Below are 18,390 nucleotides of genomic sequence, written 5' to 3'. Positions count from 1 at the left end.
CCTGCCTGAAAGAGGCAGGGCCGCCAACGGAGACGAGCGCCAGAGGGGTATCGTTCAGCTCGTGCGAGCCGACCACTCGGCCTCGAGTGCATCGAGCGTCGCGTCGATCTGTCCCCGAGTGTGGTCGCAGTTGAGGAAGAAGCGCAGCCGCGCGCTTTTCTCCGGAACCGCTGGATGCAGGATCGGCTGGACGTTGATGTCGTGCTTGAGAAGCGCGTCGGACAACCCCGCCGCGAGCACCGAGCTACCCACGATGACGGGGACCACGGCAACGCCGATACTCTCGCCGACATCAAAGTCCCTGAGCTTGGCCTGCTCGAGAAAGTAACGCGAGATGTCGTGTAGACGTTCCAGGCGTTCGGGCTCTTCCTTCATCACCGCCAAGGCCGCGAGAGAGGGCGCTGCGACCTGGGCCGGCATGCCGACGCTGTAGAGAAAGCCAGGGGCGAAGTATCTCAGCATCTCAATCAACGCCTGGCAGCCAGCAATGTAGCCGCCGCAACCGGACATCGTCTTCGACAGCGTGCCCATCCAGATATCAACGTCCTGCGCCGGTACACCACAGTGCTCGCGCAGTCCCAGCCCCTCTTTCCCCATCACGGCAAAGGAGTGAGCCTCGTCGACCATCAGCCAGGTCTGATGGCGCTGTTTGATCTCGACGAAGCGCTTCAGGTCGGGAGCGTCACCATCCATGCTGTAGAGTCCTTCGATCACGATCACGACGCGCTCGAATTGATGACGGTGCCGGGCCAGCAACGTCTCGAGCGCAGCCGGGTCGTTATGCGCAAAACTCATGCGGCGAGCGCCAGAGAGCTGCGCGCCGACGACAGTACTGTTGTGTATGTACTCATCGTGCAGAATCAGATCTTTCGGCCCGAGAAGATATCCGAGCGTCGAGACGTTGGTCGCATGACCACTGACGAACACGACGGCGTCTTCGACCTCGTAGGTCTCCGCGATGGCTTTTTCGAGCGCCTGATGAATCGGGCGCTCGCCCGATACCGGGCGACTTGCGGAGACCGAGCTACCGTAACGCTCCAGGGCTTCGATCCCAGCCTGTATCACCTTGGGATGGTGTGCCAGCCCCAGGTAGTTGTAACTCGCGAAGTTGATGCATTCGCGCCCGCCGATGATCGTCGTCGCTCCCGCCGTTCCCTCATGCACCTTGAAGAAGGGATCGGGGATGCCCAGTCGCTGACCTCCCTCGCGCATCAGCTTCAACTGCTGATAACCAGGGTGGCGGTCAAATCGGGTAAAACGCTCATCGACCTTGCCGGCAGCCGGCAGCGACGTCGACGGTGTTTCCCCTTCGGGACGCTGCTGACGACGTTGCCGTGCCTCCTGCAGCAGGCGCTGTTTGAGTGCCTCTCTGGACTGGCTCATGACTTCGCCCCGTCGCTGCCATCGGCATTGTCCTGCAGCTCGCTGACGCCGTGCTGCGCGGCGAGTCCGCTCATCACGTCGTCATCGCTCTCGTCAACACTATCCCCGCCCAGTTTGAGCATCAGATAGTCGCAGAGCTTAGCCAGTGTCCCGGCTTCGCTCAGCACCATGACTGGCACCTGGATACCGAGGCGAGACTCGAGTGCGGTCACCAGCTCGACGCCCATCAACGAGTCGAATCCCATGTCGTAGACAGATTTATGAATATCGATCTTCTCTTCATCGATGAGCAGAATCTTGGCCAGCTCCTTGCCGAGCACGTCGATCAGCGTGTCGTGGAGCGCTTCCGGTGACAGCGTCGCGAGCAGCTGCTTGAGATCGTCATCCCCGGTTTCGGTGCCGTCATCCTTGGCGGTTCTGGCAATCTCGCGATAGCGGGGAGCGTCCGCCGTGGGCAGAAACCGCGACAGGGCTTTCCACTCGAGCTCGAGGACGCCCAGCGACGCGACATCCGCGACCAGCATGCGCTCGAGCACGCCAAACGCATCTGCAGACGTCAATGCCTGGCCACCCAGCCGCTCCTGCAGACTGTCGCGGGTTTGCGTATTGCGGGCGAGGAAGCCGACATCCTCGATGGCCCCCCAGCGCACGACGGTGGCAGGCAGTCCGCGGGCTCGTCGCCGAGCCGTGAACGTTTCCAGCCAGTGGTTCGCAGCCACGTAGCTCGCCTGTCCGGGGTTGCCGAAAAGCGTGGTGGCCGACGAGTAGACAACGAAAAACGATAGCGGGTCTGCACTCGTCAGCGCATCCAGATGGCGCGCGCCCTCGAGCTTGGGTGCCATCGCCCGGCGTACGCGATCACCATCGAGATTGCGGATCAGGCCGTCATCGATGATCGTTGCCGCGTGAACGATACCCTTGATCGGCCCGAGAAGCTCTCTCGCTTCGGCTAGCGTTGCCGCGAGTGCGTCACGATCAGTGACATCGCAGGCTCGCGCCGCCACGGTGACGCCCTGTTTCTCCAGCCGGGAGATGCCTTCTGCGGCCTCTTCGGTTGTCGCACCTCGGCGACCGATCAGCACGAGTTTCCTCGCGCCCTTGGCTGCCAGCCACTCTGCGGTGGCGAGCCCGAAACCGCCGAGACCGCCGGTCACCAGATAAGTCCCATTGGCATCCAGCGCCAGCGGTGGCAGTTCCGCGGGGAGTCGCGCCATTGTCGGTGGGCGTTCATAGGTGACGACGACCTTACCGATCTGCCGCGCCTGCTGCATGTAGCGGAACGCCTCCACCACCTGGCCAGCACCGAACGCCGTGTAGGGCAGTGGCGCGAGCGTGCCATCGGCGAACAGCGCCATCATCTCCTTGAACAGCTCCGCCGTCAGATCGGGCAGCTCGCTCATCAACTGGTCGGAATCCACGCCGAAGTAGCTGAGATTATTGCGGAATGGACGCAGCCCGACCTTGGTGTTTTCGTAGAAATCGCGCTTGCCGAGCTCGATGAAACGGCCGAACGGGTTCAGCACGCGCAGGTTCTGGTTGATCGCCTCGCCGGCGAGAGAGTTGAGAACCACGTCGACCCCGTGGCGCCCGGCACGCCCGCCTGCGCCGTCGTTGCGTTGGCCAAGGTCGTGAAGGATCTCTTCGGCGAACGTCACACTCCGAGAGTCGTAGATGTGTTCGACCCCCATCAACCTCAGGAAGTCGCGCTTCTCTGGTGAGCCCACCGTGGCGATGATCTCGGCGCCCAGCCAGCGACCGATCTGGATGGCCGCCAAGCCGACGCCGCCCGCCGCACCGTGAATCAACAGGCGTTCACCGGCTTGCAGCCGCGCTAGATGCTTGAGCGAGTAATAGACGGTGAAGAACGTGGTCGGGATCGTGGCGGCGGCGGCGTAGCCGATCTCTGCCGGGATGGCGGCCAATGCATTCGCGTCCGCGATCAGCCGATCGCTGAAGCTGGCCGGGCCGAAACCGACGACCGCATCACCGGGTCGGAAGGGGCTGGACGGGTCACTCGTTCGGGTGACTTCGCCCGCGAATTCGAGCCCGAGGGTCGGACCCGCGAACCCGTTCTCGATCGCTTCGTCCGATAACAGGCCGAGCGCGTACATCACGTCGCGGAAGTTGAGTCCCGTGGCCTTGACCGCGATCTCGACCTGGCCCGGCGCCAGCGGTTCCAGCGTATGCGGCTGCCAGCGAAGATGCCTGAGCTGGCCGGGGAGTTCGAAACCGAGGCTGACGGCTCGGGTGTCGTCTCCGGCTGGCTCGCTCGCGTCTGTCTGGTCCGGCCCGGGCGCGAGTGAGAGCCTGGGAACCCAGCGTTCGCCGTCGCCGTCCAGCACGATTTCGGTTTCTGCGTCCGGGGCAACGAGCTCCAGGAGCAGGGCAGCCAGAAGCTCGCCGCTCAGGGTACGAGCACTGGAAGCAGGCAGGTCGATGAGACGCACGCCACGGCTGCCCGCTTCGTTCTGCAACGAGCGACCGAAGCCCCACAGCGCCGAGTCCTCGGTCTGGGTGGCAGCGCCATCAGATTCGTCGACGCGGACGGTCGTTTGGGCGTCATCGAGCGAGGATCCCACACCGAGCGTGAGCAGCCATAGACTCGCGTCGGAGGATCGGCTTTCCAGCGCCTGAAGCCACTCGGTGGCGAACACGCAGCGCTTCTCCGCCTGAGCTGCCAGCCCGCGGAGATCCAGTACGCCGGTGGGCGCTGCTTCGGCATTGGCCAGCAGGGTAGCGGGGTTGGTAGCACTCTCCTCGACCTGGTCGATGGCGTGACCCAGCGACACCAGACGTTCGGCCAGCGGCCGCGCCAGCCAATGGCTGGTCTCATCGCTGACGATCATCCAATGCGGTACTGCCTCGTCGCCAGCGTCCTGCCGCGGTTCGGGGCGGGCAGAATCCAGCGGTGCCTGGGCGGTAATCAGCCGCACGCCGCCGCGTTCGCTCTCCAGCCCGTGCACTTCCACCTGCCGGTAGCCAAGTCGCTGGAGCTGCTGTCGAGTTCCGGCGAGTGTTGCCGTACGCTCGCCCGGCGCCATGGCCAGCCCGAGAAAGGTCTGCCAGTCGTTATCGTCGAGCGACAGCAAGGCAAGCTGGGCGTCCGTCGCCAGCTGCGCGGGCAGGCGCTCCAGCGCGATATTCACTTCGTCCTGGGTACCGTCCAGCATCACCAGCGCCACGTTGGCACCGAGTGCCGGCGGAACGGCATCCAGCGTCAGCAGCTCGACACGCGCGTCGGCTTCAGCCAGCGGCTCGGCATCATGCAGCGCTGCGTGGCGCATCGGTAGAAAACGGAAGGCTGCGCGATCGCCCGGGAGACCGTTCATCAGGCGTCGACCCAGCTGCGGTCCTGCGGCCGATGCCTCCAGTACGATCAGTCGCTGATGCGGCGGCAACAGCTCGAGCGACATGCCGTACTGTTCTTGCCATGTGTCGGCCAGTGCGTGCCAGCCGCGCTCGCCGATAGCGGCCTGAAAAAGCTGAGTCAGGCGTGCGGGTTCCAGCCCGAGCGATTCGGTATCGAGGCGATCCTCCAGCCACTCGTTCAGATGCAGCCCCAACCGCCCGATACTGTGTGTCAACGCAGCGTAGTCCGGGTAGTCGCGAATCAGCAGATTCCAGATGGTCGCCGAGTCGATGTCTGGCGCTGCGCGGAGCTGCCAGCCTGCCGGCGTCTCTTCGAGGACACCGGCAACCATCGCCAGCGCGATGAGGTCATGGCGGCGTTGTCGGACAACGCTTCCGCCGGCATCGAAGCGACCCTGCAGCAGCTGGCCGTCGGCATCGGCATGAACCCGAAGCGCTTCGTCGAGGAAAGCGCTGACCAGCGTCTCCAGCAGCGGCTCGATCTCTTCGGCGTAGCGACTGGCGGTCCCGGCCCGATAGTGATCGCAGAGCTGCGTGAGGGCAAATGCCGCCGTCGTATCGTCAAGCGGAAGCTCGGCCGCTTCTCTCGGGGCCGGGACCAGGCGGTGCTGCAGGTAGCTCAGGCGATGCTGACTGGCGTGGCGCAGGCGCGCCGCCTTGAATCGCGCGCCTTCAACGACAGCCACGGCATTGCCGTCGGCATCGAACAGTGCCACTTCGGCGCAAAGTGAGTGGGGCGCTCGACTGACGAGCCGAACCTCCATCCAGGCGGGTACATCGGCATCGATCTGCAGCTGCAGCCGATCAAGCCTGACAGGCACGAAGGCGAGCCCATCTTCGGCTGCCAGCTCTTCCGCGAGTAGCGGGATGAACAGCTGAAAAGCGCTGTCCAGCAGACCGGGAGCCAACAGGCACTCCCGCTGTCCGTCACTGATTTCGGCGGGCAGTTCGATACGCCCGATAGCGCGATCCTGTTCCACCCAGATTTCGCTGACGGCTTGAAAGCCCGGTCCGTAATCGAGTCCGACATGCGCTGCCATTGCCAGATGCTGCGCGCGGTCGAAGTCCGCCGGGCGCTGGGGCAGCGGGCTGGGGGCACGCGTCAGCATCAGTCCACGCGTCTGGGCCGCGACACGTGCGCGCGCGTTCAGTGTCCAGGGATCCGTGCTGGCCGGTTCCCGCGTCTTCATGGAGAGGCTGCCGTCGAGTTCGTCGAACTCGACCTGCAGCTTCTTGCCGTGAGCACTGTCCAGGAGCAGGGGGTTGAGGATCTCGAGTGCCTCGATATCCAGCAGCGGCATTCCCTTGACGCTCGCAGCGGCAGCCAAGGCCAGTTCGGCGAAGCCGGCACCCGGGAAAACGGTGGCATCGCCGACCCTGTGATCGGCGAGCCAGGGCAGACGCCGGGCATCCAGCTGGCTCTCCCAGGCGATGCCCTGTCGCGCGAGTCGATAGCCCAGCAGCGGGTGTTCGTAGTGTCGCGCCATCAATCCCTGCGAGTCGCCGGTCGGCTTGGCCCAGTGGCGTTCCCGCTGCCAGGGGTAGTGCGGCAGGTCGGTAAAACGTCCGATGACCGGGAACCAGGTTCGGGGCGAACTGGCGCCGCTGACCAGCAGCGAGGCGACGCTGGTCTCGATCGCGCTGGCGTCGTCGCTGTCACGGGCCACCGTCGGGATGGCGCTGGCGTGAATCGAATGCGCGCTGAATGCATCCGTCAGATAACGACGAAGGATGGGCTGCGCGCCGATCTCGACGAAGCTTCTGGCGCCGCTGGCGATCAGGTCATCGACGGCCGACGCAAACTGCACGGGCTCTCGAATGTTGAGCCACCAGTACTCGGCGTCGAGAGTCGTACCATCGACGACCTTGCCGGCGACGGTCGAATAGAACGGAATCCTGCCCTGCGTTGGCTTCAGGCCGGCGAGAGCGACGAGCACGTCCTGGTGAATCGAATCCATGGCCGGACTATGAAAGGCATAGTCGAGCGGCAGGCGCTTGGCGAAGATCCGTTCGGCCGACAGTGCGGCTTCCAGGCGTGACAGCGCCTCGGCCGGGCCTGCCAGGGTCACGCCCTTGGGACCGTTGACGCCGGCGATCACGATGTCGCCATGAAGCTCGTCATCGAGCCAGCCCTGCATCGTGTCAGCGCCCAGGCCAACCGCAGTCATCTCGCCGCCGCCACGCGTGCGCCCCTGACAGGCACTACGATAGAAAATGACGCTGACCGCATCAGCGAGCGTCAGTGCGCCACACGCCCACGCAGCCGCGACCTCGCCGACGCTATGGCCGGTGACCGCTACCGGTTCGAGCCCTTCCGCTTCCAGCATGCGAGTGATGCCGACCTGCAGCGCAAACAGGGCCGGCTGGGCGATCTCCGTGCGCACCAGCCGATCTTCCGCTTCGCCGCCGGCGGCCTCGTCATCGTGGTGCTGATTGCTGCCGTCCAGTTCTTCCCGCAGCGAGAAATCGGCATGACGCTTGAACAGCGTATCGACTTCATCGATGGCGGCCGCGAAGACCGACGATTGCCGCAGCAGAGTCTGTCCCATGCCTCGCCACTGACAGCCATTGCCGTCGTAGACGAAGACGGGGCCATGCTGCTCTTCGACACGCTCCCCAACTGCCGTGCCGGGTTCGCTCTCGTTTGCTGCAAGAGCGTCCAGACGCGTGATGGCGTCGGCGGCGTTGTCACTGAAAAGCACGGCCGCGTGAGAATGCGCCTCGCGGCGATAAGCCAGACTGTAGGCGGTGTCGTAGAGTGAGGCGCCGCCCTCCGTCAGACTGTCACTGACCCTGGCGGCGAATTCGCGCAGGGCTTCCGGGCTTCGCGCACTCAGGCAGAGGGGCAGCCGGCGAGTGGTCGCCGGCGTCTCGTCTGCGGCGCTCTCCGGCGGCGACTGCAGGATGACGTGGGCATTGGCACCACCGAAACCGAAAGAGTTGAGACCAATGGTCACGGGGCCTTCGGCCTTGAGCTTGCGCGGCTGGTCAACGATGTCGAGATTCCACCCCTCGAGATCGATTCGCGGATTGACCTTGCGAATACCGATCGTTGCCGGTACCTCACGCTCCCGAATGGCATAGAGCGCTTTGGCCAGGCCGGCGACCCCGGAGGCCGTCTCCAGATGACCGAGGTTGGACTTTACCGAGCCGATCGGCAGCGGCTGCTGTCGTTTCTGGCCAATGGCGGCGCCGATGGCCCGTGTCTCCAGGGGGTCGCCGACCGCGGTGCCGGTGCCATGCGCTTCGAGATAGTCGATATCGTCCGGGGTCAGGCCGGCGCGCTTGAGCGTCTGGGTCATCAGCGCGACCTGGGCATCGGCGTTGGGAACGGTCAGCCCTTTCTTGAAGCCATCGGTGTTGACTCCGCTACCGGCGACCACGGCGAGGATGCGATCGCCGTCCGCGACTGCCTTGTCATAATCCTTGAGCAGGAAGACGCCGCCCCCTTCGGAGCGAACGTAGCCGTCGCCGGACTCGTCGAATACCTGACAGCGGCCGGTGGGCGAGAGCATGCTCGCCTTGGAAAAGATGATGAAGCCGTACGGATGGAGGTGCAGGCTGATACCGCCGGCCAGTGCGATATCGGTCTCGCCACTGCGAATCGACTGACACGCCTGATGAAAGGCGACGAGCGAGGACGAGCAGGCCGTATCCAGCGACATGCTGGGGCCGTGCAGGTCGAAGAGATACGAGATGCGGTTCGACGCGATGCTCGAGGTGTTGCCTGTCGCGGTGGAGGTATCGATGGCGGACATGTCGTCGGCCATGCGATAGGAGTAATCGAGACTCGCGATGCCGATGAACACGCCGCATTGACTGCCTCGCAGCGAAACCGGCGGGACGCCCGCATCTTCCATCGCCTCCCAGGTCATCTCGAGCAGGAGTCGCTGCTGCGGATCCATCTGACCCGCTTCCCGCGGGGAAATGCCGAAAAAACTGGCATCGAAGCCGGCAATGTCACCGATACTGCCGGCGGCAAAGGTGTAGCTGGTGCCTGGATGTTGCTTGTCCGGATGGCGATAGGCCTCCAGTCCCCAGCGGTCTTCAGCGACCGTGGTGACAAGGTCTTCGCCGGTCTTGAGCGCTTGCCAGAAACGTTCGGATGTCGGGGCGCTCGGAAAGCGGTGAGCCGCGCCGATGATGGCAACGCGTTTGGTCATTGGGACTCCTTGCTTCGTAGCACCTTGGCTACGCCTTGCTCAGTTCGCACCACGCTGGCCGGCGCGGTCGATAATTCGGTCGTAGATTATTAGTCCCAGCTTATCGGCTGGTAAGGTCATGCGCACGTTATCGCCTGTATTCGGCTCGCTCTGCCAGATGAAATAGTTCGTCAAACCATCCGGCTCACCAAACTGCGCGTAGACTTTCGGCATGATCGGCACATGATCGCCGTAAAACGCCAACATGCCGGGCCTTTCACCCCTCGTGAGAGAGTCCCTGAGTCGTGCCAGCATACTATCGGTGTTGTGTAGATGTCTCAGATAGACGGTCAGGTCTTCGCAACCCTTCGTAACCCCGCCTTCCAGCCAGCGCTCGGCGACAGATGGGTCCGGCGTTTCCAGATGCAGCGGCCCGTGGTTTTCCATGCTGATGACGAACACGAATACCGGACTATCATCGGCAGTTTCCAGCTGTTGCTTGACCCGCTCGGCGAGTGCCAGATCACCGGTGTACTGGCCGTCACGCTCGCTCGGCTCGAAATCGGCGATATCGATGAAGGTGTCGAAGCCCAGCAGTGGATAGACGCTATCGCGCAGGTAGAACGTGGCCGGGTAGGGGTGAATGCAGACGGTTCGATAGCCGAGCGCTTTCAACGCGCCGGCGAGATTGTTCACCGAATGCTTCGATAACTGGTGATAGGGATTGAAGCGGTGCACCCCCAGGCGGGCGGGCGTCAGCCCGGTCAGCACCGCACACTCGGTACGTACGGTATTGGCACCCCAGGCGGGAACGTCGAAGCGGCCCGAGTGGGTCGCGGCTTCCATCAGCGCGTCGTAGGTGCCAAGCACCTCGCGGCGAATGCCTGGCTGCCAGTCCCGAGGGTCGAAGAACGACTCGCTCTGCACCACGACCAGATTGGGCAGCGACGCCGGGTCCGGTGTTTCGGCGTGGGGCGCAAATGCCTCGTCGTTATCGGTGCGATCGATCGGCTGACGCGTGAGCAAGCCGTAGGCCCAGAGATAGGGGTACAGCCCCATCGCGACGAGATCGTCGTTCGGTTCCAGCGTGCTGGCTGGCAAACGGCGTGTCAGCAGCACGAGCGCAAGCGAGCAGAGCGCCGCGAGCAGCAGCGTGAGGAACAACGTCCAGGGCGCATCCGGACGACCGTACAGCGACGGCTCGAGCCAGAACCCGATTCCGATGGCGATGACCCCGGCAGTGCTGGCAGCGACGGTCAGGCCAATGCCGAAGAAGGGGATATACAGTCGCGGGTGGCGAATGGCATCGACGAAATACTCGAAATCCTGGCAGAGGAAGGGCTCGCGCAGCGATGTCGACTTAGTGTTGTTGACCTGGATGATCACCATCTGCAGCGATGCTGCAATCACCACCGCGAACCATGGGCGCTGCACGATCAACAGCCAGAAAACGAAATGCAGCACGATCGTCGCTAGCTGAACTCCGATGACTGCCGGCGAGCGCTGCCAGACCGGTTGCGGTCGGGGTTTCAGTAGCTGTTCGAATAGCGAACTGATAATCAGGGTGGCGACAAGAGCCCAGGTCAGTTGCCAGATACCCGGATCGAGAATTTCCTGCGACATCAGTGCGCCCCCTCGCCGTAGTCGAGCCATTGGAGCAGGCGCTGCGAAATCGATGCCGGAAGCACCGCCAGCCACCAGCAGCCGAAATTGAGCGGAAACGGAAAGCTGATTCGCGCCTGATTACGGGCAATGCCGGTGGCGATACGTCGGGCGGCTTTCGGGGGTTCCCAGAGGAAGGGTTTAGGGCCGGGCATCTCGTGGCACATTTTCGAGCTGACGTAGCCCGGCATGACCACGCTGACGCCGACGCCGCTGGGCGCGAGCCAACCGCGAAGCGCTTCGCCGTAGGCTTTCACGCCGGCCTTGCTGGCGCTGTAGCTGGGCGTAACGGGTAAGCCGTGGTAGGCCGCCAGCGAGCTCATGAACACCAGCTGGCCGCTACCGGCCTCGCGCATGCGCTTGCCGAGGAAATTGCCCATGGCCATGGGCACACGCAGATTGATGTCGATCAAGCGACTGGCATCGTCCCAGGATTCACCTTCGCCGTTCTCGCCGATATTGATGTTCATGCCGGCATTGACGATGACCAGATCAGGTGGCGTAGGTTCGCAGAGCGACTCGAGCCACCCGAACAGCACCGCGTCATCATTGAGGTCTATCTGGCTGAGCAGAACCTCGGCGCCCTGGTTGCGACACGCCCCGGCGACCTGCTCGAGTACGTCTTGCTGACGGCCGTGAAGGGTCAGATGTTGGCCCGGTGCGGCGTAATGCTGCGCCAGCGCCGAGCCAATGGCGCCGGTAGCCCCGGTTATCACGATGCGAGTCATGAGGCGATCTCATCCATGAGTTGTTGTAGCGGCGAACGGTCACGCTCCAGTGTGTGCAGTGCATTCTCGGAGGCCAGCTCGATCCCGGGTCGACAATAGAAACCGCCGTTGATCTGCACAGTCTGGGCGACGGTACGCCGGAAGGCGCGAAACAGCTCGGCGTCCGGCTTGGGCGCATTCTGCCAGAAATCGTCCAGTTTGCCCTGATGCGTCAAAGATGCCATGTCGTAGATCGGCGAGGCCAGGGCATGGGTCGGGCAGTCGAAACCGAGGGCCACGTTACCAGCGGTGCTGTTGACGGTGACGAACCCGGCGGCCTTCCTGAGCAGCGCTTCGAGATTGCCGCCCTCCAGGTAGACCAGCCGGTCACCCAGGTCATACTCCCGCGTGAGGACCTTGATCAGCCGTGCGTAGTGCGCAAGGCCCATGTCGAGCGGGTGATTCTTGATCACCAGCCTGGCATCGCTGGGGGCGTGGTAGGCAAAAGACGCCGCGACCTGGCCGATCACTTCCTGCATGTTCTTGTAGTTGGAGTGATAGCGGATCTGGGCGTCGCTCTTCAACTGTAACGGCAGTAGATAGAACGGACGCTTCGACCCGAGAACCATGGACATGCGCTCGGCGTCGCGGCGTTCTAGGTATGGCATCCGCGCCTTGCGCAACAGGAAGCCGGCGTACTCCGCCGGGGCCGTAACCAGCGCGTGATTGCGATAGTGCGGGTGCAGAAACGGATTGGCGAGGCCGGCCAGGTGATAGAGGACATCGTGGCGGGCTCGCACGTGGAACTGATTGGGAAACGCTTGCGGGCGGCCGGCGCTCGGGAGTCGACGACCGGCCTCGCGAAACCACTCAGGATCCCTTGGCAGCAGCGAATGGGCGTTGACGCCCTCGCGCTCCAGCGTGACCCAGTAGGGGCGGAAGTAGCCCTCTTCGAAAACGTGGTTGCGAATGCCACGTCGTCTCGCCGCCAGAAGTGCGCGCCGGTGAACCGGGCGGCGGTCACCGAAGACCACCTGATCCGTGATGCCGCGACGCTCCCATACACGGCAGAGATACTCGGGAATGTGCTCCGCGCGCCCACGGTAGACGCAGGTGTCACCGAGATGCCAGTACGCGCTGTCGCCGACGGTGAAGTTGACCTTGGTGACCGCATGACCGGCATCGCGAAGCTGCTCTCCGAGGCGGTTGAAGAAGGGCGAGCAGACGCCCTGCATCAACAGGAAATGTTTACCGCTCTTGCTCACATCATTGCCTTTGAGAAAACAGATTGCGATACAGCCGGTAGCAGCGAACGCGTAGCGAGGGGCCCTTGTCCGATTGGCGCTGCTGACTGACCAGCTCGATGGCGGTCTCGGCGTTACAGAACTCGCCGGTCGTCGGGTCGACGTAGGTCGGGTAGCTGAGCAGCGTGCCCGCGATCAGCGCTTCCACCGTCAACTTGCGGCGACGCCGGTCGCATGTCAGGCGATCGTGTGTCAGCCCCCACCCGGCATAGAAAGGCAGCCCATAGGTGTGGACTTCGACGCCGCGCATCAGCCCCTCGAACCCGGTCAGGGAGCACATGGTATGGATTTCATTGGCGATGTCGATGAGATCGACGATATCGCAATCCACCAGCTCGAGATCGAACAACGCCCGAGCCTCGTCGTCGATGAGGCCCACTCGCGCGCCGCTGACGACATCCGGATGGGGCTTGTAGACGATGAAGGCATCAGGGCGGTTATCGCGAACCGCAGCCAGCAGCGCCTGATTGCTCTTGATCTCCGGTGAGCCCTGGGCAATCGAGGCATCCGTCTCGACCTGGCCGGGTACCAGCACGATCGGGCGGGAACCCGTGGCCTGGGCCGAGAGATCCGGCAACCGGTTTCCTTTCACGTTGTACTTCGAGAGTCTCAGCTCGATCAGGCGCTGCCTGATGGCGCCGGCGCGCGCCAACTGATGCTCATCGAACGCCGTCGCGTTCAGCAGGCGCTCGAGATCACTTTCGTGATTGGCGTCGTAATAGAGCCCTCGCGAATCGAATGCCAGCGACAGAGGACGAATCAGGTCGACGCCGAGACCGACCGAGCGCAAAAAGCCATCCTCCATGCGCCACAGGCGAATCTCGTGGCGATGGCAGAAGGCCTTGATCTCCTCGGTCACCTTCTGTCCCCAGACCACGAGACTGTCCCGCTCTCCTGCATGATCGGCCAGCGATTCGTCTTCTTGAATGAAATGCACGCTCGAAGCTGGGCCGAGAAAGTCCTTGATGAAGGCGCGCTTCCAGCTCGAGAAGCCCATGGCCAGCCAGTTACCGGCCAGGCGGTCACGCTGTCGTTTCTGATCGGCGATCAGGTCGATCGTCGCTTCCAGTGTCGAGGGTTGGCCGGTGTAAGGATTGGCGTACCGGCAGTAGCGAAGATAGGCCGCGGTAAAGAGCTCGGGCAGCGTTCGCGAGACATTACGCCGAGCGCAGGTCTGTGCGTCTCGAGTCAGCCCCCACCCGGCGTAGAACGGCATGCCGAAGCAGTGGACCGGCTTGTTCGCGATGAGCGCCTCGAATCCCAACTGGCTGGTAACGACGTAGACGGCGTCCGCAGCGTCAATCAGCGCCCAGGGATTCAAGTCCTCACTGATCAGGCGGCAGCGTGGATGCTCAACCGCCGCGATGCCGGCAGCGCCGGTCAAGTAACCTCGCTTGCGCCCGGCAATGACGTCCGGATGCGTCTTGATCAGGATCTCGGCCTCGGGATACTCGCCAAGAGCCGCCTCCAGCATTCGCTGAAACGAGCTCTCGTCTGCCAGACCGTGGGTGATGGAAGCGTCATCACGGGTCTGATCGATAACCAGCACCCGCTGGCCGTCGGCTGCGGGAAGGGGCCTGTCGGGGGCGTGGTTGTATTTCGAAAGACGTAGTTCACGCAGTCGCTGCATGGCGTGTCGCGCGCGCGCGAGTTCTTCGGGCGCGAAGCTGGCGTGGATCAGGAGCTGCTCCAGATCGGACGGCCGCGTGGCGTCGTAGTAGATGCCGCTGAAGTCGACGGCCAGGCTGTGCGGCTGGGAGTAGTGAACGCCCAGGCCGAGCGAGCGCAGAAAGCCGTCTTCGATCGCAACATACGGGAGGCCACGCCTCTCGGCGAGACGCCGCGCCGGAACGGAGGTCGGTTTCAATCCCCAGCCCAGAATGGCATCCACTGAGCGTCGGCTGCCGGGCTTCAGACGTACCTGGCGGCCATATTCCGGCAGCAGGCAGCGAATGATGTTCCAGCGCGCGAGCCCTTTTGACAGGTAGCCGGCGATGCGGGGAGCCATGGTCGAATCGTTGTACATGGGGCGAAAGCGGCTGGATTCCGTCGTCGGTAAATGTGGGTCGCGAGCCCGGACGCGTGCCAGCGGCAAACGCGTTCCGGTTCGATCAAGCGCGCAGTGTAACGCAATCTGCGTCGTCCAGCGCGAAGCCCGTGTATCGAACTGCAAGGCCGCTTTACGCAGAACGGTTATCACCCTAATCAAAGCTTCAAATGTAAGCAAAGTTTTCAGCTGAGAAGGCTAATTTTAGCAACATTAAATTATTCATTAACACCGGCGTTATATCGGTTTATTTAACTGCGCAGTTTTCGCGTAAGGGGTATGAGCGAGGCTCAATCCGTCAGATGAGTCGCCGAGGATGCCAACGGGCCGGATGAATTTTTCTCGGCGGTCGGTGCCGTTTTTCGTCGAATCTCGGTCTTTAAAAGTCCTTCAAAATCAATCATATAAAATATTTTTAGTTTCTGGGGGTCAAGTATGAGAGGAGTTGGTTAGTTCGGTCACAAGCTTCGCGTTTGAAATCGGTATCTCGCCCTTACACGTCATTACTTCGACGCAAATTGCTGTTTGACTCCGGGTCGCCAATTGGTCGAAAAAGGCGCTGTAGCCATCCGCTAATGCAGACGATTAAAACAAGTTCGAGTGAGCGCGAAGTCTTTACCGACGGTCACTTTTCGCCTTGGTCGTCCGGTGATGAATCCATCGGGTTACCGCAACGGACGACGTTTCGAGACATCAGGGGCAGGGTATGACAAACGAATTGCACGCCAGGCGTCAGACGCATCTGAAGCAGCTGGAGGCGGAATCGATCCAGATCATCCGGGAAGTCGCGGCCGAGTTTGGCAACCCCGTCATGCTCTATTCGATCGGCAAGGATTCCTCGGTGATGCTTCACCTCGCGCGCAAGGCGTTCTACCCGGGGCCGCCGCCTTTTCCGCTGATGCACGTCAACACGACGTGGAAGTTCCGCGAAATGATCGAGTTTCGCGACCGTGCCGCCGCTCAGGCAGGTATGGAGCTGATCGAGCATATCAACGAAGCCGGCCGTGACGCCGGCATCAACCCCTTTGACCACGGTAGTGCCAAGTACACCGATGTCATGAAGACCCAGGCGTTGAAACAGGCGCTGGAAAAATACGGCTTCGACGCAGCCTTCGGCGGCGCCAGGCGTGATGAAGAAGCCTCCCGCGCCAAGGAGCGCGTCTATTCGTTCCGCGATAGGCATCATCGCTGGGACCCGAAGAATCAGCGCCCCGAGCTCTGGAGTCTCTACAACGGCAAGGTGAACCGAGGTGAGTCGATCCGGGTCTTCCCGCTCTCGAACTGGACCGAACTCGATATCTGGCAGTACATCACGCTCGAGTCCATTCCCATCGTTCCCCTCTATTACGCGGCGCCGCGCCCGGTGGTCGAGCGCGACGGCATGCTGATCATGGTCGATGACGAACGTCTGCCACTCGCGCCGGGGGAGATGCCCATGAATCGCTGGGTGCGATTCCGCACGTTGGGCTGTTACCCGCTGACGGGGGCCGTCGAATCCCGCGCGACGACGTTACCGCTGATCATCCAGGAAATGCTGCTGACGCGCACGTCGGAGCGTTCCGGCCGGGCCATCGACAAGGATCAGGCGGGGTCGATGGAGAAGAAAAAACGGGAAGGCTACTTCTAGCGTCGACCGACAAGTTGGCGTGAGCGCAGAGCAGAGAGCCAGACAGGACATGACGGGCGCTTCGATGCCTGGCAGCCGGCAAGAACAAGAGGGGAACAACGTGTCACACGCATCGTCGATGATTTCGGAAAACATCGAAGCCTATCTGAGAGAGCACGAGCAGAAGGGGCTTCTTCGCTTCATCACCTGTGGCAGCGTGGACGACGGCAAGTCCACGCTGATCGGGCGGCTGCTGCACGACTCGAAAATGATCTACGAAGACCAGCTTGCGGCGGTGACGCGTGACTCCAAGTCCCGAGGCACGACCGGCGACAAGCTCGACCTGGCCTTGCTGGTCGATGGCCTCCAGTCCGAGCGTGAACAGGGCATCACCATCGATGTGGCCTACCGATTTTTTTCGACCGACAAGCGCAAGTTCATCATCGCAGACACGCCTGGCCACGAGCAGTACACCCGCAACATGGCAACCGGCGCGTCGACGGCGGATCTCGCGGTAATCCTGATTGACGCTCGCTACGGTGTACAGGTGCAGACACGCCGGCACAGCTTCATCTGCGACTTGCTCGGTATTCGTCATCTGGTCATCGCCATCAACAAGATGGATCTGGTGGGGTATTCACAGGCGCGTTTCGACGAAATCGTCGCTGACTACCGCGAGTTCGCCGCCCAGTTGGGGGCCACCGATATTCGCTATCTCCCGATGTCGGCGCTCGATGGCGATAACGTCGTCAACCCGAGCGCTCAGATGGAGTGGTACAGCGGCGCTGCCGTCCCGGGGCCCACGCTTCTGGCGCTGCTCGAACAGGTCGAGATCGCCCGGGCGCCGAGTCTCGAAGAGCTGCGCTTTCCGGTTCAGTATGTCAATCGCCCCAATCTCAACTTCCGCGGCTACTGCGGCACGTTGGCAGCCGGCGTTGCCGAAGTCGGCCAGGCGATTCGCGTGGAGCCCTCACATCGGCAGTCACGGATCACGCGCATCGTGACCAACGATGGAGACCTGCAGCGAGCGCTACCCGGTCAGGCGATCACGCTGACGTTGGCCGACGAGATCGATATCTCCCGGGGAGACATGCTGGTGGCGGCCGCCAGCGATCTCGAATCCTGCACGGCTTTTACCGCAGACATCGTATGGATGCACGACAAGCCGCTCTCCGTCGGTCACGAGTACGAGTTCAAGGCCGGCACCAAGGTCGTGCCGGGTCGCGTGGTGCGAATCGTCTATCAGGTGGATGTCAACACGATGGCGCGCAGCGCCACCGATCGTCTGCCGCTCAACGGCATTGCGCGCTGTCAGATCGAGGTGGCTCAACCGCTGGTACTGGACGCCTATCGCTACTCACCGCAGACCGGCAATTTCATTCTGATCGACAAACTCAGCAACTTGACGGTCGGAGCGGGCATGGTCGTCGACACGCTGCGCGCGAGCAATATCGTGTGGCACGACATGGCGGTCGACAAGCGCCGGCGGGCCGAGCGCAACCGTCAGAAGCCCAGCATCATCTGGTTCACCGGTCTTTCCGGTGCCGGCAAGTCGACGGTGGCCAACGCGCTGGAGCGACAGCTCTTCGGCATGGGCTACAACACCTACCTGCTCGATGGCGACAACGTCCGTCATGGTCTCTGCGGCGACCTGGGCTTCAGTGATGACGACCGTCAGGAGAACATTCGCCGCGTCGGTGAAGTCGCCAAGCTCATGGTCGATGCCGGCATGGTCACCCTCGTCTCGTTCATATCCCCGTTCCGGCGCGATCGCCAGTTGATCCGAGACATGGTCGAGCCGGGCGAGTTTCTCGAAGTTTTCGTCAATACCCCGCTCAGCGTCTGTGAATCGCGCGATCCCAAAGGCCTTTATCGCAAGGCCCGGGCGGGTCAGATCGAGCAGTTCACCGGTATCAGCTCGCCTTACGAGCCGCCGGAGAGTCCCGAAGTCGAGATCGACACGTCGGCCCATGATCTGGAAGAGACCGTGGGGCGGCTGATCGCCTCGCTTCGGCGTTACCAGATCATTTAAGACAGGCCAGGCGACACCGGTGGTGCGAGATCGAACGTGTCTGGACACGTGATTCGGATCACCAATCAGGAAAGGCTTCCCGGCGATAACGTCAGGAACAGGAGAGCAATCATGAAGAGATCGGTGAACGACAAGCCC

The 18,390-nt window shown here is 62.6% G+C and carries 8 protein-coding genes; 2 read left to right on the top strand and 6 right to left on the bottom strand.

Going from position 1 to position 18,390, the window contains the following annotated elements; genetic code table 11:
* Positions 1-54: 54 nt before the first annotated feature.
* From IE125_RS03355 to IE125_RS03330, 6 genes are read right to left on the bottom strand one after another with little or no spacing between them, the layout of a single operon-like run.
* Complete coding sequence (locus IE125_RS03355; protein ID WP_189443144.1) at positions 55-1,383, bottom strand: aminotransferase class I/II-fold pyridoxal phosphate-dependent enzyme; 1,329 nt, start codon at positions 1,381-1,383, stop codon at positions 55-57.
* Positions 1,380-8,915 carry a type I polyketide synthase gene (locus tag IE125_RS03350; protein ID WP_189443143.1) on the bottom strand — a complete coding sequence of 2,512 codons (7,536 nt, stop codon included), beginning with the start codon at positions 8,913-8,915 and terminating at the stop codon, positions 1,380-1,382. Before IE125_RS03350 ends, IE125_RS03355 begins: the two co-directional genes overlap by 4 nt.
* Positions 8,916-8,954: 39 nt before the next feature.
* Positions 8,955-10,517 (bottom strand): LTA synthase family protein, encoded by a 1,563-nt coding sequence (locus IE125_RS03345; RefSeq protein WP_189443142.1) that lies wholly within the window; start codon positions 10,515-10,517, stop codon positions 8,955-8,957.
* The gene (locus IE125_RS03340) at positions 10,517-11,284 is read right to left on the bottom strand and encodes an SDR family NAD(P)-dependent oxidoreductase (RefSeq protein ID WP_189443141.1); all 768 of its coding nucleotides are present in this window, start codon (positions 11,282-11,284) and stop codon (positions 10,517-10,519) included. Before IE125_RS03340 ends, IE125_RS03345 begins: the two co-directional genes overlap by 1 nt.
* Positions 11,281-12,528 (bottom strand): capsule polysaccharide biogenesis protein, encoded by a 1,248-nt coding sequence (locus tag IE125_RS03335; protein WP_229808889.1) that lies wholly within the window; start codon positions 12,526-12,528, stop codon positions 11,281-11,283. The genes IE125_RS03340 and IE125_RS03335 overlap by 4 nt, the downstream gene beginning before the upstream one ends.
* A gap of 1 nt (position 12,529) precedes the next feature.
* Positions 12,530-14,575, bottom strand: coding sequence for a capsule polysaccharide biogenesis protein (locus IE125_RS03330; protein ID WP_189443140.1), 2,046 nt, complete (start codon positions 14,573-14,575; stop codon positions 12,530-12,532).
* A gap of 745 nt (positions 14,576-15,320) precedes the next feature.
* Here IE125_RS03330 and cysD point away from each other — a divergent pair.
* Together cysD and cysN are read left to right on the top strand one after the other, a co-directional pair.
* Positions 15,321-16,241 (top strand): sulfate adenylyltransferase subunit CysD, encoded by a 921-nt coding sequence (gene cysD, locus IE125_RS03325; RefSeq protein WP_189443139.1) that lies wholly within the window; start codon positions 15,321-15,323, stop codon positions 16,239-16,241.
* A 100-nt stretch (positions 16,242-16,341) separates the two neighbouring features.
* Positions 16,342-18,252 carry a sulfate adenylyltransferase subunit CysN gene (gene cysN, locus IE125_RS03320; protein WP_189443138.1) on the top strand — a complete coding sequence of 637 codons (1,911 nt, stop codon included), beginning with the start codon at positions 16,342-16,344 and terminating at the stop codon, positions 18,250-18,252.
* Positions 18,253-18,390: the final 138 nt, after the last annotated feature.

It is taken from the genome of Salinicola rhizosphaerae (genome assembly GCF_014652715.1).
Classification (GTDB): Bacteria; Pseudomonadota; Gammaproteobacteria; order Pseudomonadales; family Halomonadaceae; genus Salinicola; species Salinicola rhizosphaerae.
The sequence above is the reverse complement of the archived record's forward strand: the minus strand, read 5'-3'. Positions and strand labels throughout refer to the sequence as shown.

What these genes read in the sequence shown, in the direction of transcription:
- IE125_RS03340 (WP_189443141.1), bottom strand. Translation starts at nt 11,284, where the DNA reads ATGACTCGCATCGTGATAACCGGGGCTACCGGCGCCATTGGCTCGGCG.
- cysD (WP_189443139.1), top strand. Translation starts at nt 15,321, where the DNA reads ATGACAAACGAATTGCACGCCAGGCGTCAGACGCATCTGAAGCAGCTG.
- IE125_RS03355 (WP_189443144.1), bottom strand. Translation starts at nt 1,383, where the DNA reads ATGAGCCAGTCCAGAGAGGCACTCAAACAGCGCCTGCTGCAGGAGGCA.
- IE125_RS03350 (WP_189443143.1), bottom strand. Translation starts at nt 8,915, where the DNA reads ATGACCAAACGCGTTGCCATCATCGGCGCGGCTCACCGCTTTCCGAGC.
- IE125_RS03330 (WP_189443140.1), bottom strand. Translation starts at nt 14,575, where the DNA reads ATGGCTCCCCGCATCGCCGGCTACCTGTCAAAAGGGCTCGCGCGCTGG.
- IE125_RS03345 (WP_189443142.1), bottom strand. Translation starts at nt 10,517, where the DNA reads ATGTCGCAGGAAATTCTCGATCCGGGTATCTGGCAACTGACCTGGGCT.